The following is a 23842-nucleotide window of genomic DNA, read 5'->3' as shown; positions in this document are numbered from 1 at the left end:
TTGCAGCGGATCGGGTGCGAATGCGATGCAGGATCGGCGCGTGCCGGCCGTCAGTGCGCGGCGGGAAGCTTGGTGCCGAGCAGGACCAGCCGGTCGCCGGTGATCCCGAACCAATGCGGCACGCCGGCCGGGACGAGGAACACGTCGCCCGGCTTCAGCGTCCGCGTCGTGCCGCCGACGATGCGGCTGCCTTCGGTCAGGTCGGCGCGGGTCGGCGTGGCATCGGCGAGCGTGCCGCCCGAGATCATCGTGCCGGCGCCGTCGACGACCATGACATATTCCGCCTGCGCGGGGTGGACCGCGGGGCGTCCCGGCTTCTTCCAGATTTCCAGCGCGGCGACATCGCCGTTGGCCTGCACCAGCGGCTGCCAGGCGAAGCCCTGGCCCGGTTTCATCGCCTCGGCCATGGTTGCGATCTGCGCCTGTACGTCAGCGGCGGCGGCGAAGCGGGCGGGGGCGGTAGTCTGCGCCGGCAGCGGCGCGGCGACCAGCATTGCCAGCGCGCCGCAAAGACGCACGACGGTCATGCGCGGCCGTCCAGCCGGATCGTCCGGCCCTCGCGGGCCGAGCGATAGATCGCCTCGATGATCCGCATGTCGCGCAGCCCCTCCTCGCCGGAGACGATCGGCTGGCGCCCGCTCACCACGCATTGCGCGAGGTGGTCGAGTTGCCCGGCGAATTGCGTCTTGGCCGGGCCGGCAGGCGGCGTCACCTCGCGCTCGCGACCGTCGCGGCCGAGCCACATGTGATTGCCGTCGTAGCGCGTCGCCGGCTCCAGTTCGATGCGGCCCTTGTCGCCCATCAGCAGGATATGGTTCTGGTTGGCGCTATACATCGACTGGCAGCCGGCGATCGCGCCGGACGGGAATTCCAGCGTCCATTCGATCATGTCCTCCACCTCGGTGAAGCGCGGATCGCGCCGGTCGGTGGATTCGCGCGCGGTCACCGCGATCGGCTCCTCGCCGGTCATGTAGCGCGCCGCCTGCAGGCTGTAGACGCCCATGTCCATCAGCGAGCCGCCGCCCGCCAGCGCGCGCTTGAGCCGCCATGCCGACGGGCTGCCCTGCGTGAAGCCGTGCTCGGTGCGGACGTAGCGGATCTTGCCGGCGGCGCCGGTGCGCGCCAGCCGCATCGCCTCAAGGTTGAACGGCTCGAAATGGCAGCGATAGCCGATCATCAGCTTGCGATTGGCCTTCTTGCAGGCGGCGATCATCGCCTCGCATTCGGCGACCGACACCGCCATCGGCTTCTCGCACATGACGTGCTTGCCGGCCTTGGCGGCGCGGATGGTATATTCGGCATGCATCGAATTGGGCAGGCAGACATAGACGATGTCGACGTCGGGATTGTCGCGGATCGTGTCGAAATTGGCGTAGGAATAGACCGATCGCGCCGGCAGGCCGTGCTCCGCCGCGACGCGCTGCGCCTTGGCGGCGTCGCCGCTCACCACCGCGACGAGGCGGCTGTGCGTGCAATTGGCGAATTGCGGGATGATCACGCCCAGGCCGTAGCTGCCGAGCCCGACGATGGCATAACCGAGCGGCCGGTCCGGCGCCGCCCGCCCGATCGCGCTGGAGCCGACGGTCAGCGCCGCCGCCGACAGCAGGAGGTCACGACGTCCGATGTCCATGTCAGGCTCCGATGTGCAGGATAAGCGGCGCGCCGGATGATGCGCCTGCCGCGTGCCGCGACGGATCGAACGCCCGGGTCGTGCCGCACCGGAGGCGGCATCCGATCGCCATCATGCTCCTCCTCCCGACCGGGGATCGCCCGGCTCGTTGTGCCGCTCCGACGAGCGATGTGTCTGCCGCCGCGACTCACGGCTCGCAACCTTGGTAGTCGAGGCGGTCAGACAGATACAAGCTGGATTATCGTCGTATATCCGAGGCTTATGCTCGGGCTAGAAGTTGAGCCCGACGCGGAGGCCGCCGTAGCGGCGATAGTCGCGAGGCAGCATCGCGACGGTGGCGACACGATTGTCGAAGTTGCTCGCGACGTTGACCATCGCGCTATAGTGGCGCTGGTCGAACACGTTGTCGAGGAAAGCGACTGCTTCCCAACGGTGCGCCTGATCGCGCACGCCGAGATTGACGTTGACGATGTGATAGGCGTTCTGCAGCACCTGCGGGTCGCGCGGCGCATAATAAAGCGCGCCCTGATATTGCCACGCGACCTGCATCACGCCGCGCCGTTGGTCGTCGAGCGCGGGCGAATATTCCGCGCTCGCATTGATCCGCCACGTCGGCGCCTGCGGCAGGCGTTCGCCGCTGAGGTTCTGGCGACGGGGACTGCCGGTGCAACCCAGCGCCTCGGTCTGCAACGCATAGCAGGGCGCGGAGGGGAAGGAGACGTAGTTCGCGCGGAGATAGGTGGCATTGCCGGTCAGCGTGAAATCGTCCGTCGGCCGTACCGAGCTTTCAATCTCGATGCCACGCGTCACCAGCCGGCCGACGTTGGTCAGCCGGTTGATGAACGTGCCATCGGGAAAGGTCTCGATCGTCTGTGCCTGCAGATCGCGATAATGGGTGTTGAAGAAGGTGAGGTTGAACGTCAGGTGACGATCGAACCACTGGCTACGCACGCCGATTTCCTTGTCGCGCGAGCGTTCGGGCCGGATCGGGCCGCTGTCGGCGCGCTGCTGGTCGAACCCCGTCGACAGGTCATAGGCCTGCCCCTTGTAGCCGGTCGCATAGCTGCCGAAGAGCATCAGGTCGCGGGTCGCCTGATAATCGAGGCCGAGACGGTAGGTGAAGACATTGTCGCTGTCGTGACCGGCGAAATTGCTCTTCGCGGTTGGATCGCGTCGGGCCAGCAGGCGATTGGCATAGGTATAAGTGACGCGCTCGTTCTGGACCCGGCCGCCGGCCGTCGCGGTGAGGTGCGGCACGAACTCCCAGTCGATCTGGCCGAAGCCGGCGACCTGCCGCGAGCCCGCGGTGGCGTACAGGTTGGACAAGGCGAAACCGGGACCGCGGTCGAACGGGCGTTCGAAGCCGGTGTTCGCATAATAGACGCCCAAAGCATAGCGGAACGCCGCATCGTCGGGGGACAGCAGCCGCACCTCCTGGCTGAACAGCCGCGACCGGAAGGTGCCGATTTCGCGCGCATTGCCGATGCGTTTCGTCGCAGCGGTATCGTCATAGTCGAAATAGTCGTCGAGCTTGAACCGGTCGTAGCCCGTCAGGCTGAGCAGGTTCAGCGTACCCAGATTGAGTTCGGTGCGCAGCAGTCCGCCGCCGCCGTGATATTGCGTGCCCGAACGGTCGTTGTAGGCGACGTCCTGATTGCCGGGACCGATCGCGACCCCCGGCAGCACCACCGCGCTGGTCAGGGCGGGATCGCCGCGCAACCGTGCGTCGGGGGACATCGCCACGAACGGCCGCGCGGCGGCGGAATTGCCGGTCAGATAATTGCCCGACAGGGTGAAGGTGAGGCCGGGACTGGCCTTCCAGCGCAGCTTGGCGCGCGAATTGAGCGTCTCGCGGCCATTGGCGCGCTTGCCGTTGCCAAGGTTGCGCGCGTTGCCGTCCCAATGCGTGTAGCCGCCCGAGAAGACGAAGCCGAGCGTATCGGTCAGCGGCCCGGTGAGGCTCAGCTGCTCGGCGAATTCATGATCGCCGGTGATGCGGGCATTGGCACGGATATGCAGCTGGTCGGTCGGCTGCGTTGTCATGATCTTGATGAGACCCGCCGATGCGGACTTGCCGTACAGCGTGCTTTGCGGCCCGCGCAGCACTTCGATCATCGCGACGTCGGGCAGGTCGGTGATCGCGCGCGCCAGAAACGCGACCGGCGCGCCATCCACGGTTGCCGCAACGCTCGATTCCACTCCGATCGCATAAGCGAAAGTGCCGATGCCGCGCATCGCCACGTTGTAATTCACCGGATGGTTCGCCGGCCGGATGACGAGCGACGGCATCACCTTGTCGAGATCCTGGAAGTGATGCGCGCCCTGCGCATCGAGCTGCGAAGGCAGTACGACCTGCACAGGCATGGGCACGTTCTGAAGGTTCTCGAACCGCTTCTGCGCGGTCGTAGTGACGATGATCTCGCCGTCGGCGCCCTCCTTGACGGTATCCGGTTTGGGCGCTGCCCCCTGCGTCTGGGCGCTGGTCGGTGATGCTGCGAGCGCGGCAGCGGAGGCGGCGATCAAGCATCGTGCATGAAGCGAAAGACGATAGCGCATAAAAGTCCCCCTGGATCGTTTTATTTGTCCAGTCCTTGTAGAGACTCCGCATGGCTGTCTGGCGCAGCAACTCCGATTTTTACTGATGATAAAACCTTTCGATCGCGGGTTTGTCCTTGTTGACACTAAAGCTGCTGGCGGCAGGAAAATCGAATTAACGTTTGCGGCGAGACATTTGGCCGCGATATTGCTGCTAGGGACGCGGCTCGACTTGCCGTAAGTGCTCCGGATTACAGGCCACTTCGCCTTTGCTTAATACGTCGTCAGCGTCCGACGCACGGCATCGTGCCAGCCGGCGGCGAGCGGCGCGCGTTCTTCGGCGCGCATCGTCGGTTCGAAGCAGCGGTCGCGCGACCACAGACGCGAGAGGTGGTCGAGGCCCGACCAGACCCCCGTCGCCAGCCCGGCGTGGAAGGCGGCGCCGCGTGCGGTCGTCTCGAGGTCGGCGGGGCGCTCAACCGGCGTGTCGATCATGTCGGCGAGGAAGCCGCACAGCCAGTCGTTCGCCGCCATGCCGCCGTCGACGCGCAGGATCGCCGGGCGGCCGCCGCCGTCCGCCGCCATCGCCGCGGCGAGGTCCATCGTCTGGAACGCCACCGCCTCCAGCGCGGCGCGGGCAAGATGCGCGGCGCCGGCGCCGAGGGTCAGGCCGTAGATCGCCCCGCGCGCGTCCGGGTCCCAATGCGGCGCACCGAGCCCGGTAAAGGCGGGGACCATATAGACGCCGTGATTGTCGGGAACGCGGGTGGCGAGATCGTCGGTCTGGCTGGCGTGGGTGATGACGCCGATGCCGTCGCGCAGCCACTTCACCGCGGCACCGGCGACGAAGATCGACCCTTCCAGCGCATAGACGGTGCGGCCGTCGAGGCGATAGGCCGGTGTGGTGAGCATGTGATGCTGCGAGGCGACCGCCTCGGTGCCGGTGTTGAGCAGCATGAAACAGCCGGTGCCATAGGTCGATTTGGCCATGCCGGGTGCGAAACACGCCTGTCCGAACAGCGCCGCCTGCTGGTCGCCGGCGATCCCCGCGACCGGCACCGCCGCGCCGAGCAGATCGGGCACGGTGGTGCCGTAGAGATGCGCATTGTCGTGGACCTGCGGCAGCATCGCTTCGGGCACGCGCAGCAGCCGGCATAGCTCGACATCCCAGCATTGGCGGTGGATGTCGTACAGCATCGTCCGCGACGCGTTGGTGATGTCGGTCGCGTGCACCGCGCCGCCGGTCAGCCGCCAGAGCAGGAAGCTGTCGATCGTCCCGAAGGCGAGTTCGCCGCGCTCGGCCCGCGTCCGCGCGCCGGCGACATGGTCGAGCAGCCAGGCGATCTTGGTCGCGGAGAAATAGGGATCGATCAGCAAACCGGTGCGCGCGCGGACCAGATCCTCGGCGCCATCGGCCTTCAACGCCTGGCAGCGTGCCGCGCCGCGCCGGTCCTGCCAGACGATCGCGCGGTGGATCGGCTCGCCGGTGGCGCGATCCCAGACCACCGCCGTCTCGCGCTGGTTGGTGATGCCGATCGCGGCGAGGTCGGCGGCGGCGAGGCCGCTCCTGCCCAGCGCATCGCGCGCGGTGGCGAGCACGTCGCGCCAGATGTCCTCTGGATCGTGCTCGACCCAGCCGGGCGCGGGATAATGTTGCGCGAATTCGGTCTGGGCGATGGCGACGCGGCGCGCGGCGCCGTCGAAGACGATCGCGCGCGTCGAGGTCGTGCCCTGATCGATGACCAGAATGTGCGTCTTGGCCACCCGTCTCTCCTCGTGCTTCGTTTTGCTCCGGGATGCGGTATTGCTCGCAGCGCCACGAAAGCGAAGGATTTTGACGATGGAGCGGGGGCCGGACGAGAGCGTCGACATGCTGGTCGTCGGCGGCGGCATCAACGGCACCGGCATCGCACGCGACGCGGCGGGGCGGGGGCTGTCGGTGCTGCTGGTCGAGCAGGAGGATCTCGCCAGCCACACCTCGTCCGCCTCGACCAAGCTGATCCACGGCGGGCTGCGCTACCTCGAATATGGCGAGTTCCGGCTGGTGCGCGAGGCGCTGATCGAGCGCGAGCGCTTGTGGGGGATGGCGCCGCACATCATCTGGCCGCTGCGCTTCGTGCTGCCGCAGACGCACTCGCCGCGGCCGGCGTGGATGGTGCGGACGGGGCTGTTCCTCTACGACCATCTCGGCGGGCGCAAGCGCTTGCCGGCGACGGACAGCATCGCGCTGGCGCGGTCGCCGCTGGGGCAGGGGCTGGCGCCGCGGGCGGGCAAAGCGTTCGTCTATTCGGATTGCTGGGTCGAGGACAGCCGGCTCGTCGTGCTCAACGCGCGCGACGCCGCGGAGCATGGCGCGACCATCGCGACGCGGACGCGGCTGGTGAGCGCGCAGCGCGGTGCGGACGGCTGGACCGCGGAGATCGCCGACAAGGACGGCCACGTCCAGATGGTCGGCGCGCGCGCGCTGGTCAATGCGGCGGGGCCGTGGGTCGCCGACGTGCTGGGGCGCACCGCCGGCGCGCGCAACGACCGCGGCGTCCGGTTGGTCAAGGGCAGCCATATCGTCGTGCCGCAGCTGTACGAGGGCGATCACGCCTTCATGCTCCAGAACGACGACCGGCGAATCGTCTTCGCCATCCCCTACGAAGGCCGCTTCACCCTGGTCGGGACGACCGACACGGCGTGGGACGCGCCCCCCGGCCGCGCGACGATCGACGCGGACGAGACGCGCTATCTGCTCGATACCATCGCGCGCTATTTCGAGCATAAGGTCGGCGAGGACGACATCGTCTGGAGCTATGCCGGTATCCGGCCGCTCTACGACGACAAGGCCGCCAATGCCTCGGCGGTGACGCGCGATTACGTGCTCGATCTCGACGCGGGCGAGGGGCGGGCGCCGATGCTCAGCGTCTACGGCGGCAAGATCACCACCTATCGCAAGCTCGCCGAACACGCGCTGCGCGATCTTGCGCCGCTGCTCGGATCGCAGGCGGCGGCGTGGACGGCGGGCGCGGCGCTGCCCGGCGGCGACATGCCGGATGCGGATTTCGGCCGCTTCCTGTCCGGCTTGCAGGTGCGCTATCCCGACGTGTCGCGCGATCTGCTGCGGCGGCTGGCGCGGGCCTATGGCACGCGCGCGACTGCGATCCTCGATCGCGATCCGGGGCAGGACCTCGGCGGCGGGCTGTTCACCGCGGAGGTCGACTATCTCGTCGCGCAGGAATGGGCGCGCACCGCCGAAGACGTGCTGTGGCGGCGCAGCAAGCTCGGCCTGCACGTGCCCGCCGGCACCGCCGAGCGCCTCGCCGCCTATCTCGAGTGACGCCGGGCACCTATCGACTTTGGTCAGGGTCGTCGGGCCGGATCAATCCAGTCGTTGCCCAAGGGGGCGTCGGCGTGTCATCGAGGGGCGGACAAGAAACGACCGGAGAGCGGTGCATGATATCGGGATATTTACGGCTGGCGCTGCTGCTCGCGGCGGTGCCGGGCGCGGCGGCGGCGCAGGACCGGCCGGTGGTGCGCACCGTCGACGGGCCGGTTCGCGGCGCGACCGAGGGCGGGATCGTCGCCTTCAAGGGCATCCCCTTCGCCGCGCCGCCGGTCGGCGCATTGCGCTGGCGGGCGCCGCAGCCGGTGGCGCGCTGGACCGCGGTGCGCGACGCCACCGCTTATGCCGCCGATTGCATGCAATTGCCCTTCCCGAGCGACGCCGCGCCGCTCGGCACCGCGCCGGCGGAGGATTGCCTCTACGCCAACGTCTGGCGGCCGGCGGGCGATGCCAGGAAGCTGCCGGTGATGGTGTGGATCTACGGCGGCGGCTTCGTCAACGGCGGCTCGTCGCCGCCGACCTATAGCGGCGCGGCGCTGGCGCGATCGGGCATATTGGTGATGAGCTTCAACTATCGGCTCGGCCGGTTCGGCAGCTTTGCGCATCCCGGCCTCAAGCCCGCCGACGCCGATTACGGGCTGCTCGACCAGCTCGCGGCGCTGCGCTGGGTGAAGGCCAATATCGCGCGCTTCGGCGGCGACCCCGGCAACGTCACGATCATCGGCGAGAGCGCCGGCGGCATGTCGGTCCATGCGATGCTCAGCTCGCCGGCGGCGGCGGGGCTGTTCCAGCGCGCGGTGGTCCAGTCGGGTGGCGACGGGTCGAGCCACGGCGTGTCGCTGGCCACCGCAGAGGCGGCGGGCGTCGGCTTCGCCAGCGGCAAGGGCATCGCCGCCGACGATCCGCAGGCCGCCGCCAAGCTGCGCGCGCTGCCCGCCGAACAGGTGGTCGATGGCCTGAACCTCGCATCGATGGGGCAGGGCGGCTATAGCGGGCCGGTGCCGGACGGGCGCACCTTCGTCGATGCGCGCGCCGCATACGATGCCGGCCGCTTTGCCAAGGTGCCGGTGATGATCGGCGCGACCAGCGCCGACATCGGCGGCCCGACGGGACCGATGATCGCCGGCGCGCGCGACGTCGCCGCATTGCTCGCGAGCAAGGGCGTGCCCGTCTATCATTATCGCTTCGACTATGTCGCGACCTCCGCGCAGACGCCGCAGACCAAGGGCGCCGGCCACGCCACCGACATCCCCTTCTTCTTCGACACCGCCGCGATCAAATATGGCGCCGCGACCAGCGACACCGATCGCGCCGCGGCGCGGACGATCAGCCGCTATCTGGTCAATTTCGTGAAGACGGGCGATCCCAACGGACCCGATCTGCCCGCCTGGGGCCGCTATACCGCGACCGCCCGGCCGATGCTGACGCTGACCCGCGCCGGCACCGCGCAGGTCGCGCCGGAATGATGGCGCTCGACCGCCGCACGATGCTGGCCGGCGGGCTGGCGCTCCTCGCGACGCGGGCCGGTGCGCAGACGCCGGAGGCGCCGCGCGTGCGCCGGCTCGCGCCCGGGCTCGACAGGATGATCGCACCCGGCACGCAGCCCGAGGTGATCGCCACCGGCATCCGCTGGGCGGAGGGGCCGGTGTGGGTGCCGGCGGGGGGCTATCTGTTGTTCTCCGACCCGCCCGCCAACCTCATCCGGCGCTGGCAGCGCGGCCGCGGCGCGACGCCGTTCCTCAGCCCGTCGGGCGCCGCCGGCACCGACCCCAAATTGGTGCGCGAGGCGGGCTCGAACGGGCTCGCGCTCGATCGCGGCGGCGGGTTGCTGATCGCCAACAGCGGCGGGCGCAGCATCGACCGCGTCGATCTCGCCAGCCGGAAACGGACGGTGCTGGCGGATCGCTACGACGGCAAGCGTTTCAATAGCTGCAACGACCTCCACGTCGCGCGCGACGGCAGCATCTGGTTCACCGATCCGCCCTATGGCTTCGCCGACGGCGATGCCTCGCCGCTCAAGGAGCAAGCGGTCAACGGCGTCTACCGCCGCCATCCCGACGGCAAGGTGACGCTGATCGAGGGCGGGCTGACCCGCCCCAACGGCGTCGCATTGTCGCCCGACGAGCGGCGGCTCTACGTCTCGGTCTCCGACGAGGCGGCGCCGCGGATCATGGTCTACGACCTCGACGCCGCCGGCAAGCCTGGGGCAGGGCGCGTGCTGCTCGACGCGAAGGCGATGAAGGCGGCCGGCGGGCCGGGCCTGCCCGACGGGATGAAGGTCGCGCGCGACGGTACTCTGGTCTGTTCGGTGCCGGGCGGCATGATGCTCATGACGCCCGAGGCCGAGCCGCTCGGTCTGATCGAAAGCGGCGCGCCGATCGCCAATTGCGCGTTCGGCGAGAACGGCCGGGCGCTCTACATGACCGCGAACGACCGCGTCCTGCGGCTGGCACTGCGACCGGGCTGGCAGGGATAGCCGGGCCCGCAAGTCATTCCGCCGTCCTGTCGGTGTCGTCGCCCTGCCATGTCAGCGGCGGGTTCTCATAGGGTTCGCGGGCGGCCGGCTCGGCGGGGCTCGTCGTGCCCGGTGCCCCGGCGCCGCCCTTGGCGAACGTGCCCTCGACGCGGGCGCCCTGTTCGATCGTCAGCGTCTCGTAATGCACGTCGCCGACGACATGCGCGCTGCGCTGGATGACGAGGTCGTCGACGACGATGCTGCCGCGCACCGTGCCGGCGAGATGCGCCGATTGGGCGGTGATCGTGCCGATCAGCTCGCTGCCGGCGCCCTGCACCAGCGCCAGGCAGTTGATGTCGCCGTGGATCCGGCCGTCGATATGGACGTCGGCCGAGGCGGAGACGTCGCCGGTGATGACGACATCGGCGCCGATCATCGAGAAGGTGGAATTCTTGCTCATGGCGTCAGTCGCTACCCTTGTCTGGACCGGTATCTTCGGCGGCGCCGGCGGTCGTGGCGGGGCCGGCAGATTGGCGGACGATCTTCGGTGAAACATGGCTGCGCGCCTCCAGGAATGGGCGGGGGTTGGTGGGACGGCCGTTGATCCGCACCTCGAAATGCAGATGGGGGCCGGTCGATCGCCCGGTGGAGCCGATCGCGCCGATCGTCTGCCCCGGCGAAACCTGCTGGCCGACATGGCTGTGGAACGCGGACATATGGGCGTAGCGCGTGACCAGCCCGGGGCCGTGCGTCACCTCGACGCAATTGCCGTACCCGGAGCGCTGGCCGACGAAGCGCACCACGCCGCGCGCGGCGGCGTAGATCGGCGCGCCGAGCGGTCCGCGGAAGTCGAGGCCGGGGTGGAACGATCCGTGCCGGGTGAATGGATCGGAACGATAGCCGAAGCCGCTGGAGATCGAATCCATGCTGGCGGGCAGCACCTGCGGCATGCGGGAGCGCGCCTGATCCAGCGCGCTCATCCGCGCCAGGCTGGCACCGAGGCGGGCGAAGCGCGGATCGATCGAGCCGTCGGCGTTGGTCGACAGCGCGAACAGCGGCCCGCCCATCGCCGCGCCATCGTCGCGCGCCGCCAGCATCGTCCGCGGGTTGATGCCGAGCCGGCGCATCGTCGCGGCGTCGGTCGCGGCGCGGCGGTCGGCATAGCGCGTCAGGCTTTCGACGAAGGCGAGCTGGCGCGCCTCCGCCCGCGCGAGCGCGCCGGCCTCGGGCACCGCGGCGCTGACCTTGTCGATCGTCCTGCGCGCTTCGCCGCTGCTGTTGGTGACGGTCTCGTCGCTTTTGGCGTCCTTGGGCAATCTGCCGAGATGCGCCTGCGTCACCTTCTCGATGAAGTCCTGCCGTCGTTGCAGGTCGGATGCGACGCCGTCGATATTCCTGCGATAGGCGGAAACGCGATTCTCGGCCTTCTCGACGCGCGCCTGCCGGGTCAGCAGCGCGTCGATGTCGTAGGATTCGCGCCAGCGGACCACCGCCAGCGTGACGATCGAGCCGACATAGGCCAGCGCGAGCACCGCCACGCCCGTCGCCGCCCGCTTCTGCGTGCGTGCGGAGACGCGGAGGAAGCGCACCTGCCCCTGCGAGCGCATGATGAATTCGCGATCGGGGAACCAGCGTTCGATCCGCACGCGCGCGTCGGCAAGCCGGTGACGCAAGCGAGCGAAGCGCTGCCCCGCCTGCCGCGGTTTCGGCTTGTTCAACGCGATCCCGCTTCCCTTACCCCAGACCCTTCCTCCTTATAGGCGGGGCGCCTGCGCCAACGCCGGGGGCGGGGGCGTCACGAGCGGTTTCCTCCGCCGAAGCGCTCCGCACGCACGACGAGTGGAGGCGAGCGCGCCTGCCGGGCTTTCGCCTGCTCCCGGGCATCGGTGGAATGCTGCGGCGGCCGCGGTCCACGCGAGCGCCGGCTCAACCCCACCAATGATCCTGCGAACGCAGGAACACTGTGCCGCTCCCCTATCCCTCCGGATCGAGCGGCGAGAGGCGCCAGGTGCCGCGGCCGGCGCGCTTGGCGTCGTAGAGCGCGAGATCGGCGAGCTTGTAGACCGCTTCGGTCGACATCCCCTCCGCCCGCGCGACCACCGCGCCGATGCTCAGCGCCACCTGCAGGCGGTGGATGCCCGCGGTGACCGGCGCGGCGAAGGCGGCGTAGAGGCGGCGGCACATCTCGTCGATCGCGGGTTCGCCGTCGAGCCCGGCGAGGATGATCGCGAATTCGTCGCCGCCCAGGCGGAAGATGCTGTCGTTCTGGCGGATCGTCGCGCTCAGCCGGTCGGCGACCTCGATCAGCAGCGCATCGCCGACGTCGTGGCCGAGCGCGTCGTTGACCCGTTTGAACCGGTCGAGATCGATCAGCAGCAGCCCGAACGGCGCATGCCGCGCCCCGCCGAGGTGGCGGCCGAGCATCTCGCCGTACAGGCGGCGGTTGCCGAGCCCGGTCAGCGTGTCGGTATAGGCGAGCTTCTCCAACTCGGACTGGCTGACGAGCAGCTCCGCGGTCCGCCGCTCGACCAGCGATTCGAGCTGCCGCTCGCGTTTGCGCGCCGCGCGCAGCCGCAGGTTGAGCAGCGCGAGCAGCGTCGCGACGATCACCGCGGCGGCGACGATGCGGAACAGCGTGGTCTCGTACCACAGCGTCTCGACGTCGATCTCCAGCGTCAGCGGCGCGCCGACGACGTGCAGGCTGCCGCGATCCGCCGTGCCCAAGGCGCGGACCACCAAGGTCGAGCGGCCCGGCGGCAGATTGGTGTAGCGGGCGCTCCGGTGCAGCGCATCGACCCGCGTCCAATTGGTCTCCTGCGGGAACAGGCGGTAGACATAGGCCTGATCGCGCGCCGCGGCATAATCGAGCCGCGCGAAGTCGGCGGTGAGGCTGCGCTCGCCGGCGCCGATGGTCAGCATCCGTCCCGGCGTCGGCACGAACGCCTTGCCGTTGCCGCGCACCGCGGTGAAGCGCAGCGGCGCGTCCGCCGTCTCGCGCGACGGCGCCGCCGGATCGATCATCGTCAGCCCGCCGAACCCCGCGAACACCAGCCGGCCATCGGGCAGGGTAGCGCCGGCGCCGGTCCAATAAGCGGTGAAGGGGACGCCGTCGGCGGCGTGGAGCGGCGTGATCGTGAGGCTGGCCGGATCGATCCGCGCGATGCCGCCGTCGGTGCTCACCCAGACGTCGCCGTCGCTGCCGAGCAGCAATTTGTCGACGGTATCGTGCGGCAGCCCCTGGCGGCGGCCGAGATGCGCCACCGCATGCCACGCGCCGGCGGAGCGGCCGAAGATGGTGATGCCGCCGCCGATCGTCCCCGCCCACAATCGCCCGTCGGCATCGCACAGCAACGTGCCGACGAAATTGGCGCGCAGCGCGTTGGCGCCTGCGTCGCCGGGGCGGATGCCGACGACGCGACCGCTGGCGGGATCGACGCGGTTGAGCCCGCGCGCGGTTCCCACCCACAGCAGGCCGTCGGGCGTGAAGGCGAGCGAACGGACGCGCAGGTCGGTGAGCGCGTCCGACCAGGGCAGCCGCCGCGGCGGCCCCGGACGGCGCGCATCGGCGAGCGCGACGCCGAGGCCGTTGCCGACGTAGAGCTGGTCGCCGCGCAGCAGCACGCGCGACCAGGATTGCGCCGACAGCCGCTGCACGCGGCGCCCGTCGAGCGACAGGCGGAACAGGCCGCTCTCGCCGGCGGTGAACGCGGCGTCCGCGGCGAAGGCGATCGATTGGACGTTGCGCACCGCGGCCGGCAGGCGCTGCGGCGGCGCGAGGCCGCCGGCGGGGGCGGGGGCGAGGCGCGATCCCGGGATGTCCGCGGAGCCGTACCAGAGCGCCCCGTCCGGCGCGACGCCGAGCGACCAGGCGCTGTCGGGCTGTTGCCGCGGATCGGCGCGCAACGCGTTGACCAGACCGAGCACGCGGCGCGGCGCGGGATCGACATAACTCAGCGTCGCGTCGCCGACGATCCACACCAGCCCCGATCGGTCGCGCATGACATGGTTGAGGCCGTTCTCGGCAAGGCTGGCGGGCAGGTACGGATCATGCGCGAGGCGCCGCATCCGCATCGTCGCGGGATCGATCCCGACGATGCCCGCCCGCGACGCCGTCCATATCTCGCCGTTGCCGGCATCGATCATCGCGCCGAGCGGCACGTTATGCCCGTCGACGGTGACCGGCAGGTGGCGGATGCTGCCGTCCGCCGCGATGACGTGGAAGCCCGATCCCGCGGTGGCGATCCACAGCCGGCCCTGGTCATCGGCATGCAGCGCGGTGATCACCCCGACCACGCCGGGCACCGGCACCGCGACGAAGCCGCCGGTGGCGTCGCGGCGGAACAGGCGCGATTCGTCGCCGACCCACAATCGCCCGTTGCGGTCGCGATGCACCGCGCCGATCCGGCCCGGCGGCAGGCCGGTGACGAGCGTCGCATGATGATCGGAGCCGCGGATGTGGCTCAACCCGGCCTCGCTGCCGACCCACAGGCCCCCGGCGTCGTCGTCGACGATCGCGACGACATGCGCGCGGTCCAGCGGCGTGCGATTGGGTGGGCGGTGGAAGCTGTCGGTGAGCGGGTCGCGCCACAGCAGCCCCTCCGCGCTCATGCCGAGCCACAGCCGCCCGCTGCGGTCGGTGAAGAGCGTGTTGACCATCAGCTCCGGCAGCGCGCCGGCGCCGTCGGCGGGCTCGGTCGAATAGGTCTTGAAGCCGGTCCCATCCCAGCGGGCGAGGCCGCCGTCGGTGCCCAGCCAGATGAAGCCGTCGCCGTCCTGCGCGACCGCGCGCGGCAGGCCGGCGTCGGGAATGGCGTCGTCGCGCGCGGCGACCTTGAAGAACAGATCGGCGGCCCCGGCCCAGGGGTCGGCGTGTGGCGTGGTGGCCGCGGCGAGGCCGGGGATGGGAACGGGGATGGCGGCGGGAGTCGGACGCGCCGCCGAGCCGGTCAACCCGAATGCGGCACCCGCCAGAACCACAGCAAAGGAGCACCACCGCCACCGCATGATGCTCCTTTGCAGCGTCGACATTGAGGACTGCTTAAAATATGTTATTTTGAATGGTTTTGATCGGGCTTGGGTCCAGGGCCGATCGACATTCATCTCGTGGAAGATGACAAGTCCTCCCCCTGGCGGGGCAGGGCTATCGCGTATGACCGATCGGGGTGTTGCAACGGCTTTCCCATATCCGTTATGCCGGACTTGCTCCGGCATCTCGGTTCTTTGCGCCGTTCAAAGAAGCGGGACCCCGGCGCAGGGCCGGGGTGACGGAGTGAATTGGAGGGCGAACGACTTACGGGGAGGGCCGTATGCGATCACCCTGCCCTGGCGGGAGAGGGGAATTCCGCTACGACGATGAACGTCGATCCCTCCCGGCGGTCAGAACCAGCCGCGTACGCCGAGCACCAGCGCCGCGCCGCCGGCATCGTCGCGCGCCGTCACCCGCCGCCGGTGTTGCCACGACACGCCGACGTAAGGCGCGACCTCGCGCTTGATCTCGTAGCGCAGGCGCAGGCCGAGTTCCGCCTCCGATAATCCCGCGGCGATGCCGCTCGCCGGCACGTCCTGCGCGGCGAGATTGAGTTCGGCGCGGGGTTGCAGGATCAGCCGCTGGGTGACGCGCTGGTCATAATAGGCCTGGACGCGGCCGAGCAGATCGCCCTTGTCGGACAGGAACAGCGCGCCCTCGACCTGGAACCAATAGGGCGCCAGCCCCTCGACGCCGATCGTCGCATAGGTCCGCTTGGCACCGGCGCCGAGGTCCTGCCGCAGGCCGCCCTGCAGATCGACATAGGGGCCGATCGCCCGCGAATAGAGCGCCTGCACCTCGGCGCGGTCGATCCGGTCGATGCTGCCGTCGCCCTCGCTCTTGACGACCAGCCGGTGGATGTCGCCGCCATACCAGCCCTCGCCGTCCCAGCGCAGCCCGTCGCGCCCGTCGCGCACCTGCACCTCGGCGAGGTCGAACAGGATCTGGCCGAAGGTCATGCCGCCATGTTCGGCGCGCATCCGCCGGTCCGCCGCCGCCATCGCGGCCGGATCGTAGAAGCGCGCCGCGGCGAGGTCGCGCGGCGGCGCGGGCGGCGGCGCGTCGCCGGCGGGCTGATCCGTGCCGACGGCCGCAGCCGCGGCAGACGTGGAGGCAGGCGAGGAGGCCGGGGCCATGCCGGGCATGTCGTGCATCGCCGGCATCGCTTCCCCGGTCGCGGCGGGCGGGCTGCAATGACCCATCGCCGCATGCTCCGGCGGGCAGGCGGCGGGCGCGGCGGTTCGCGGTTTCGCCGGCCGCGGCTTCGCCTTGGCCTTCGGCGCGACCTTGGCGCGCGCGGGCTTGGGCATGCCGGGCATCTGCATCCCGCCCATGTCGTGCATCTGCGCCGCGGCGAGCGCCAGCGTCGCCAGCAGCGCGCTCACGCCCCCGCTCCGGGGGCGGGATCGGAGCGGACGCTGACCACCTGCATCATTCCCGCATGCATGTGGTAGAGCATGTGGCAATGGAACGCCCAATCGCCCGGCGCATCGGCGGTGAGGTCGAAGGTCGCGGTGCCGCCGGGCGCGACGTTGATCGTATGCTTGCGGGGGCTGTGGTCGCCATGGCCGGTGACCAGTTCGAAGAAATGGCCGTGCAGGTGGATCGGGTGCGCCATCATCGTGTCGTTGACCAGGGTGACGCGGACGCGCTCGCCCTCGCGGAACGCGATCGGCGCGGTCACCACGTTGAGCTTCACCCCGTCGAACGCCCACATATAACGTTCCATGTTGCCGGTCAGGTGGATGCGCAACTGCCGCGACGGCGCGCGCGGATCGGGATTGGCGTCGAGCGCGACGAGATCGCGATAGACGAGCACCCGGTGGCCGGCATCGGCGAGGCCCTGCGGCGGCTCGCCGGTCCGGTCGATCGGCATCGGTGCGATCGTCTGGACGGCCGGCGTGCGCGGCAGTCCGGGCGCGGCGGCGAAGTCGCGCATGCCGTGGTGCATGCCGGCCATCCCCGCCATCGCGCCCATCCCCATGTCGCGCATCGTCGCGAGCGGGCGCCGACGCAGCGGCGGCACCTCGGCGCGCAGGCCGGGTGTCGGGGTCAGCGTCGCCCGCGCCATCCCCGACCGGTCCCATGCCTCGGCGACCAGCGCATACGCGCGATCCGCCGGCGTGACGATCAGATCATAGGTTTCGGCGACCGCGATCTGGAGTTCGTCGACCGTCACCGGCCGCACGTTCTGCCCGTCCGCCTGCACGATCGTCAGCGGCAGGCCGGGGATGCGCAGGTTGAAATTGGTCATCGCCGCGGCGTTGACGATGCGCAGCCGCACGCGCTCGCCGGGCGCGAACAGCGCGGTCCAGTCGTCCGTGGGGCCATGGCCGTTGACCAGATAGGTGTAGGTGGCGCCGGTCACGTCGGACACGTCGGTGGGGTCCATCCGCATGCCGCCCCAGGCGCGCCGATCCGCGGCGGGCTGGTCCCGCCCGGCGAGCAGCCCGGCCAGCGTCTGCTTCTGATAGTTGAAATAGCCGCCCTGCTGCTTCAGCTTGGTGAAGATCGCATGCGGGTGCAGCGGGCTGTGATCGGACAGCACGATAACGTGCTCGCGGTCCGCCGCGACCGGATCGGCGCCGGCGGGATCGATCACGATCGGGCCGTAATGCCCCATCTGCTCCTGCAGGCCGGAGTGGCTGTGATACCAATAGGTCCCCGCCTGCACGATCGGGAAGTCGTAGGTGAAGCTGGTGCCCGGCGCGATGCCGGGAAAGCTGATCCCCGGCACGCCGTCCATCTGGAACGGCACCAGCAGCCCGTGCCAGTGGATCGACGTCTCCTCGGCGAGCCGGTTGGTCACCGTCAGCCGTACCCGCTGTCCCTCGCGCAGGCGGAGCAGCGGCGCCGGCAACGTGCCGTTGACGCCGATCGCATGCATGGGCCGGCCGTCGATCGTCGCCATCAGGTGATCGACGGTGAGCGCGATATCGGTGCCGCTCAGCGTCGGCAGCGCCGGCGCGAGCCCCGCCGACACCGGCTGCGCCCAGGCCGGCAGCCACGGCACCGCGAGCGCGCCGAGGCCGAGGCCGGCATCGCGCAGAAAGCCGCGGCGGGAAGAAGAGGTCATGCGCGGGCATCTGCGCATTCGCCGCCGGGAAGGCAAGGCCGCTCAGGCCGCGCGCGCGCCCGCGCACTGCTGCCGCCGATCGCCGGCGAAGCGCGCCAGCGCGGTGTCGAGCGACCCGGGCAGCGCGATCCGGTCGCTCGCCAGCGTCACCGCGCGCGGGCGTGGCGCGCGCCAGCCGAGCGCCGCGCCCGCCACCGGCCGCACCAGCCGCGGGTCGAGCCCGCAGGCGTGCGCGATCCGCACGGCGAAGGCGGCCCAGCTCATCCCCTCGCCACCGGGGACGTGGCAGATGCCCGTCATCCCGTCGATCAGCAGGTCGAGCGCGGTATCGACCAGATCGGGAGCGAAGCCGGGGCTGACGTCATGATCGTGCGCCGCCGCGAACGGCTGGCCGCGCGCCAGCGTGCCGGCGGCGGCGACCGCGAAACTCCGCGCGTCGAACGCCGAGAACACCGCCGCGGTGCGGATCACCAGCGATCCCGGCTGGGCGGCGCAGCCCGCCTCCATCGCCGCCTTGCTGCGGCCATAGGCGCCGAGCGGCCGCGGCGTATCGGATTCGACATAGGGCCGGTCGAGCCCGCCGTCGAAGACAAGGTCGCTCGACAGGCCGAGGCAGCCGATGCCGCGCGCCGCGCACGCCGCCGCCAGCGCGATTACGCCGGTGGCGTTGACCGCGTGACAGGCGGCCTCGTCGGTCTCGGCCGCCTCGATCTCGTCACCGTCGACGGCCACCCAGCCGGTCGCATTGACCACCGCCCACGGCCGCAGCCGGTCGAGCACGCCGCCGATCCCTGCGCCGTCGCGCAGATCGAGCGTGCCGCGCCCGGTCAGCGCATATCGGATGCCGCGCAGCGCGCAGGCGCGCGCGAACGCCCGGCCGAGCATCCCGCTCGCGCCGCAGATCAGCAGCACCGGCGCCGGATCGGCATTGGCATCGGCATCGGCAGGCCGCGTGCCCGCTGGGCGAAGCAGGGGCGGGTAGATCAGCCGCTGCGGCCGGCGCCACCAGCCTTCGTCCGCGGTCACCGGATGGCGCGGCGCCCCGCCCGGCAGACCGCGCCACAGCGCCGCCAGCGCGGTCGGCCGCGGCGTGCCGGACGAGACGTCGAACACACCGGGCTCGTAAGCATCGGGCCCGGTCGGCGGCCGAGTTAGCAGGTTGTTCCAGCCGTGGCTGCCGAGCAGCGACCAGGCGGTGACCGCCCGCACGTCGATCCCCTCGCCGCGCAGCGTCACCGCCGTGTCCCAGGCCTCCGCCGCCCAGCGGAGCTGTTCCTCGCGGGTGCAGCCGTTGTGGATCTCGGTCATCGCCAGCGGTACGCGATAGCGCTGCCACGCCTCGCGCATCGCTCCGCCGAGCCCCGCCGGTGCCGGATCGAGCACCCGCACCGCCTCGGTATCCGCATAGGCCAGCCGGTCGGTGCCGCCATGCGTCTCGACCGCATAGCGTTGCAGCCGGTGGTCGAGGAAGCGGTCGCTGGTCAGATAATGGTTCACGCCGATCACGTCGGGCGGGCAGGGATCGTCGGCGATCGCGCGCAGCCGGTCGCCGAGCCCGTGACGCGCGATCCGCTGCCACAAGGCGTGCTGCGGCACGACCCGGCCGAACAACAGGTCCCAGCTCGCCCAGCGGCGCAGATTGTTGAACGCCGCCTGCTCCCCGAGCCGCGTCGTCGCATAGGTGCGGCCGAGATCGTCGGTCTGGATCAGCCTCGCCGCCGGATTGACCCGGCGGATCGCGCGCATCGCGGCGCGGGTGCCGTCGATCTGGTTGAGCAACGCCCGCCAGAACGCGCCCTCGTCGGTGGCATGCGGATACCAATGGCCATAAAGCGCGGCGAAGCGCGCGGTGGTCAGCGGCTCGTTGACCGGCGTCCACTCCTCCACCCAGGGATAACGTTCGGCGACCTGCCGGGCGTGCTCGCCGAGGCCGGGGGCGAAGCCGTCGTCGAGCAGGTCGGTGTGACGCGGCCCGCTGCCGTGATGCACCAGCCCGACGATCGGCCGCATGCCGAGACTGCGCAGCCGCGCCAGCCGGGCGTCCGACCAGCGCCAGTCCGGCGCCACCGCCGCGTCGGGCGACACCCGCTCCCACAACACCGGATAACGGATCGCGGTGAGGCCCAGGCCGGCGAACAGGTCGAGATCGTCGTCGCGCCGGTCGTGACCGCTCAGCGCGGATTGGTCGAGATAGCCCGCACCGGTTCGGTTGACGGTGCATTCGACACCGCCCCAAAGCTCCAGGTCATGCATGTGCGTCTCCCGCCGCGCCCAACGGATGCGGTCCCACAACGTTCCTGAAATCGTGTTGATTTACATTGTGAATCAAGCGTTTAGAGGAACAATCAAGTGATGTTTCTTGTTTCTCGATGGTAAATGATCGAAATCAAGGGGATCCACGTGGCCGTACTTGCGCCGACCGCCGATATCGTTTCCACTATAGATGCCCGACCGGGCGAGCGGCCGACGCTAATCTGTTTTAGTCACCTGCGCTGGGCCTTCGTATTTCAACGCCCGCAGCATCTCATGACGCGGTTCGCGCGCGCCAACCGGGTGCTGTTCTGGGAAGAACCGGAATTCTCGCACGGCCTCGGCGCCTCGCAATTGCGCCGTCACGTCTGCCCCGACAGCGGCGTGACCGTCATGACGCCGCTGCTCGACGACGGCCTGCGCGGGAACGACGAGGCGGAACTCGCCAGGTTGCTCGATGGTGCGCTCGCCGGCGCGACCGGGCGGACGATCCGCTGGTATTATACGCCGATGATGCTGCCCTTCTCCGATCATGTCGCGGCGGATTGCATCGTCTATGACTGCATGGACGAACTGTCGGCGTTCAAGAACGCGCCGCCGGAATTGTTGGAGCGCGAACAGCGACTAATCGAGCGCGCCGATATCGTCTTCACCGGCGGCACCAGCCTCTACGAGGCGAAACGTGGTCGCCATTCGAACGTCCACGCCTTCCCGTCGAGCATCGATGCAGACCATTTCGCCCGCGCCCGCGGCCCGGTGGCGACGCCGGTGGATCAGGCGGCGATCCCCGCACCGCGGTTCGGCTTCGCCGGCGTGGTCGACGAACGGATGGACATCGATCTGCTCGCCGCCGTCGCCGATGCCCGCCCCAATTGGTCGCTCGTCATCGTCGGGCCGGTGGTCAAGATCGACCCGAACGATCTGCCGATGCGCGCCAACATCCATTATCTCGGCGGCAAATCCTATGCCGACCTGCCTGAGTATATGGCGGGCTGGGACGTCGCGCTGATGCCCTTCGCGATCAACGAGGCGACGCGCTTCATCAGCCCGACCAAGACGCCCGAGTATCTCGCCGCCGGCTGTCCCGTGGTGTCGACGCCGATCGTCGATGTCGTCCGCCATTACGGCGACCTCTCAGCCGTGGCGATCGCCGACACGGCGGGGGCGTTCGTCGCCGCCTGCGAGGCCGCGCTGGCGATGCGCCACGGCGACACCGCGTGGCGCGACGCTGCCGATGCGCAGATCGCGCGCGGCTCGTGGAGCAGCACCGCGCGCGACATGGCGGCGCTGATCGAGGCCGGGATCGCCGGACGCAACCGGCACGAACCGGTGGTGTCGCCGATCGTCTGGCCCGCTGCGCGTGAACGCTATGACGTGATGGTCGTCGGTGCCGGTTTCGCCGGCGCGGTGATGGCCGAACGGCTCGCCGCGGACGGCAACAAGCGCGTGCTGGTGGTCGACAAGCGGTCGCATATCGCCGGCAACGCCTTCGACCGTCTCGATGCCGCGGGGATATTGATCCACCAATACGGCCCGCACATCTTCCACACCAATTCGACCGAGATCGTCGACTATCTCTCGCGCTTCACCGCGTGGCGGCCGTACGAACATCGCGTGCTCGCCGATGTCGGGGGGCAGCTGCTGCCGATGCCGATCAATCGCACCACGCTCAACATGCTCTACGGCCTCGATTTGTCGAGCGATGCCGAGGTCGACGCCTTCCTTGCCAGTCGCGCCGAGCCGGTCGATCCGATCCGCACCTCCGCCGACGTCGTCGTGTCGAAGGTCGGGCGCGAACTCTACGAGACGTTCTTTCGCGGCTATACCCGCAAGCAATGGGGCATGGACCCGTCCGAGCTCGACAAGTCGGTAACCGCACGCGTGCCGACGCGCACCGATGCCGACGACCGCTATTTCACCGACCGGTTCCAGGCGATGCCGCGCGACGGTTATACGCGGATGTTCGCGGCGATGCTGGATCATCCCAACATCGATCTGCTGCTCGGCGTAGACTATAAGGACGTGCGCGACGCCTATCCGCACGACCATCTCGTCTTCACCGGCCCGATCGACGAATATTTCGACCATCGTTTCGGTCATCTCCCCTATCGCTCGCTGCGCTTCGAACATCGCACCCTAGAAGCCCAGCAGTTCCAGCCAGTTGCGGTGGTGAATTATCCCGACGAGGGGGTGCCGCACACCCGCATCACCGAATACAAGCATCTCACCGGCCAGACCGCCGCGCGGACCAGCCTGACCTACGAATTCCCCAGCGAGACCGGCGATCCCTATTATCCGATCCCGCGCGATGAGAATCAGGCGCTCTACAAGCGTTACGAGGCGCTGGCGGTGGCCGAGCCCAATGTCAGCTTCGTCGGGCGATTGGCGACCTATCGCTACTACAATATGGACCAGGTGGTGGGACAGGCGCTGGCGGCCTATCGTCGTTTGGCGCCGATGCTGGCCGCGCCGCAGCCGGTGCTGCGCACCGCGATGACCGGCAGCACTGCCGCCTGATCGCGGTGTTCACGCCCGCGCGTCATGGTCGATGGCGCGTCGGCATGGAACATCATAGGACGCCCAGCGCTATCCGACCTGACCCGCGGATCGCGGGATGATTTGAAGAAAGAGGTATCACGTGGCCGCAGACAAGCTCGAAATCGACAATGCTTCCATCCTCGACAATCCGAACGAGCGGCAAGTCGAGTTTTCCGGCGAGGTCGACGCCGAGGAGTTGCAGTTCGCTGTCCAATACGACGTGCTCGAAGCGTTGAGCGGCGATGCACCCGAGGAAGACGATGCGGTCGAGATGTTCAACCGTTTCTCGGACGAGATTGCCGAGGCGGGGCTCGCCGCGCTGGCGCGCAACCCGGATCAGCCGTTGATCGTGATCAGCGAAAACGACCTGGAATGATGTGACGTGTCGCCGGCGGCCCTCGACGAGGGCCGCCGGCGGTTAGCACCGCGAGGCGCTTATTCCTCGTCGGTTCCGAGCGTATCCTTGGCCGCCTGCAGCGCGGCCTTGCCGCCCTTGCGCGGCGCCTTGGCGGCACCGGCAGCGGCGCCGGCGCCCTGATCGACCTTCTGGCCGGCCTTGCGACCCAGGCCGATCGTCTTGGCCATCGCGCTGCGGCTCTCGCTGTAGGACGGCGCGACCATCGGATAATCGGGCTTCAGGCCATAACGCTGGCGATATTCGTCCGGTGTCAGGCCGTGCGTGGTCAGGTGCCGGCGCAGCGTGCGGTACGGCTTTCCGTCGATCATCGAGATGATGTGATCGCGCGATGCCAGCGATTTGCGCGCCGAAACGGCGGGAACATAGTCCTGCTGCGCCTGCTCGGGCTCGGCGGCGTCCGGGCTGGCGAGGCGGCCGACCGCGGCATGCATCGACTGGAGGAAGGCCGGCACGTCGTCGGCATTGGTGCGGGTATTGGGATTGCTGAGCCAGGCAATGGTCAGCTCGGTGGCCAGTTCGACCGTATTGGTTTCCGTCGTCATCGGGGGGTACTCGCTTAGTCGGACAATATGCGCCGGACACCTGG

General features: G+C 69.6%; 16 protein-coding genes. 5 read left to right on the top strand and 11 right to left on the bottom strand.

Annotated elements, in window-relative coordinates; all coding sequences use genetic code 11:
• Positions 1-50: 50 nt before the first annotated feature.
• From SFC76_RS11885 to glpK, 4 genes are all read right to left on the bottom strand, one after another.
• Entirely contained in the window at positions 51-527 is a 477-nt protein-coding gene (locus SFC76_RS11885; protein ID WP_322849679.1) for a cupin domain-containing protein, read from the bottom strand.
• Complete coding sequence (locus tag SFC76_RS11880) at positions 524-1630, bottom strand: Gfo/Idh/MocA family oxidoreductase (protein WP_322849678.1); 1107 nt, start codon at positions 1628-1630, stop codon at positions 524-526. Before SFC76_RS11880 ends, SFC76_RS11885 begins: the two co-directional genes overlap by 4 nt.
• A gap of 270 nt (positions 1631-1900) precedes the next feature.
• The gene (locus SFC76_RS11875; RefSeq protein ID WP_322849677.1) at positions 1901-4153 is read right to left on the bottom strand and encodes a TonB-dependent receptor; all 2253 of its coding nucleotides are present in this window, start codon (positions 4151-4153) and stop codon (positions 1901-1903) included.
• Positions 4154-4438: 285 nt separating this feature from the next.
• Entirely contained in the window at positions 4439-5929 is a 1491-nt protein-coding gene (gene glpK, locus SFC76_RS11870) for a glycerol kinase GlpK (RefSeq protein ID WP_322849676.1), read from the bottom strand.
• Positions 5930-6005: 76 nt separating this feature from the next.
• Here glpK and SFC76_RS11865 point away from each other — a divergent pair, with 76 nt between their 5' ends.
• From SFC76_RS11865 to SFC76_RS11855, 3 genes are all read left to right on the top strand, one after another.
• On the top strand, positions 6006-7487 hold the full coding sequence (locus SFC76_RS11865; RefSeq protein WP_322849675.1) for a glycerol-3-phosphate dehydrogenase: 1482 nt from the start codon (positions 6006-6008) through the stop codon (positions 7485-7487).
• Between the two features lie 116 nt (positions 7488-7603).
• Complete coding sequence (locus SFC76_RS11860; protein ID WP_322849674.1) at positions 7604-8959, top strand: carboxylesterase/lipase family protein; 1356 nt, start codon at positions 7604-7606, stop codon at positions 8957-8959.
• Positions 8956-9969 carry an SMP-30/gluconolactonase/LRE family protein gene (locus SFC76_RS11855; RefSeq protein WP_322849673.1) on the top strand — a complete coding sequence of 338 codons (1014 nt, stop codon included), beginning with the start codon at positions 8956-8958 and terminating at the stop codon, positions 9967-9969. The genes SFC76_RS11860 and SFC76_RS11855 overlap by 4 nt, the downstream gene beginning before the upstream one ends.
• 13 nt (positions 9970-9982) lie before the next feature.
• Here SFC76_RS11855 and SFC76_RS11850 read toward each other — a convergent pair whose 3' ends face one another.
• From SFC76_RS11850 to SFC76_RS11825, 6 genes are all read right to left on the bottom strand, one after another.
• On the bottom strand, positions 9983-10408 hold the full coding sequence (locus tag SFC76_RS11850) for a polymer-forming cytoskeletal protein (RefSeq protein WP_322849672.1): 426 nt from the start codon (positions 10406-10408) through the stop codon (positions 9983-9985).
• A gap of 4 nt (positions 10409-10412) precedes the next feature.
• Positions 10413-11666 carry a M23 family metallopeptidase gene (locus SFC76_RS11845; RefSeq protein ID WP_322849671.1) on the bottom strand — a complete coding sequence of 418 codons (1254 nt, stop codon included), beginning with the start codon at positions 11664-11666 and terminating at the stop codon, positions 10413-10415.
• A gap of 256 nt (positions 11667-11922) precedes the next feature.
• Positions 11923-14952 carry a diguanylate cyclase domain-containing protein gene (locus SFC76_RS11840; RefSeq protein ID WP_322849670.1) on the bottom strand — a complete coding sequence of 1010 codons (3030 nt, stop codon included), beginning with the start codon at positions 14950-14952 and terminating at the stop codon, positions 11923-11925.
• Positions 14953-15324: 372 nt separating this feature from the next.
• Positions 15325-16317: a copper resistance protein B gene (locus tag SFC76_RS11835; RefSeq protein ID WP_416222418.1), complete on the bottom strand. Its 993-nt coding sequence runs from the start codon at positions 16315-16317 to the stop codon at positions 15325-15327.
• Positions 16318-16355: 38 nt separating this feature from the next.
• Positions 16356-18050 (bottom strand): copper resistance system multicopper oxidase, encoded by a 1695-nt coding sequence (locus tag SFC76_RS11830; RefSeq protein WP_322849668.1) that lies wholly within the window; start codon positions 18048-18050, stop codon positions 16356-16358.
• Positions 18051-18092: 42 nt separating this feature from the next.
• Positions 18093-20303: a family 1 glycosylhydrolase gene (locus tag SFC76_RS11825; RefSeq protein WP_322849667.1), complete on the bottom strand. Its 2211-nt coding sequence runs from the start codon at positions 20301-20303 to the stop codon at positions 18093-18095.
• Between the two features lie 273 nt (positions 20304-20576).
• Here SFC76_RS11825 and glf point away from each other — a divergent pair, with 273 nt between their 5' ends.
• Together glf and SFC76_RS11815 are read left to right on the top strand one after the other, a co-directional pair.
• Entirely contained in the window at positions 20577-22817 is a 2241-nt protein-coding gene (gene glf, locus SFC76_RS11820; protein ID WP_322849666.1) for a UDP-galactopyranose mutase, read from the top strand.
• Positions 22818-22938: 121 nt separating this feature from the next.
• Positions 22939-23214, top strand: a complete 276-nt coding sequence (locus SFC76_RS11815) for a DUF1488 family protein (RefSeq protein WP_038658953.1) — start codon at positions 22939-22941, stop codon at positions 23212-23214.
• A gap of 59 nt (positions 23215-23273) precedes the next feature.
• On the opposite strand, the gene SFC76_RS11810 is transcribed toward SFC76_RS11815, so the two are convergent.
• A complete protein-coding gene (locus SFC76_RS11810) occupies positions 23274-23798 on the bottom strand; it encodes a MucR family transcriptional regulator (protein ID WP_322849665.1) in 525 nt (174 codons plus the stop codon).
• Between the last annotated feature and the right edge of the window lie 44 nt (positions 23799-23842).

Source organism: Sphingomonas sp. CD22 (assembly GCF_034556155.1).
In the GTDB taxonomy this organism is placed as follows: Bacteria; Pseudomonadota; Alphaproteobacteria; order Sphingomonadales; family Sphingomonadaceae; genus Sphingomonas.
This window is presented reverse-complemented; position numbering and strand designations above follow the sequence as displayed.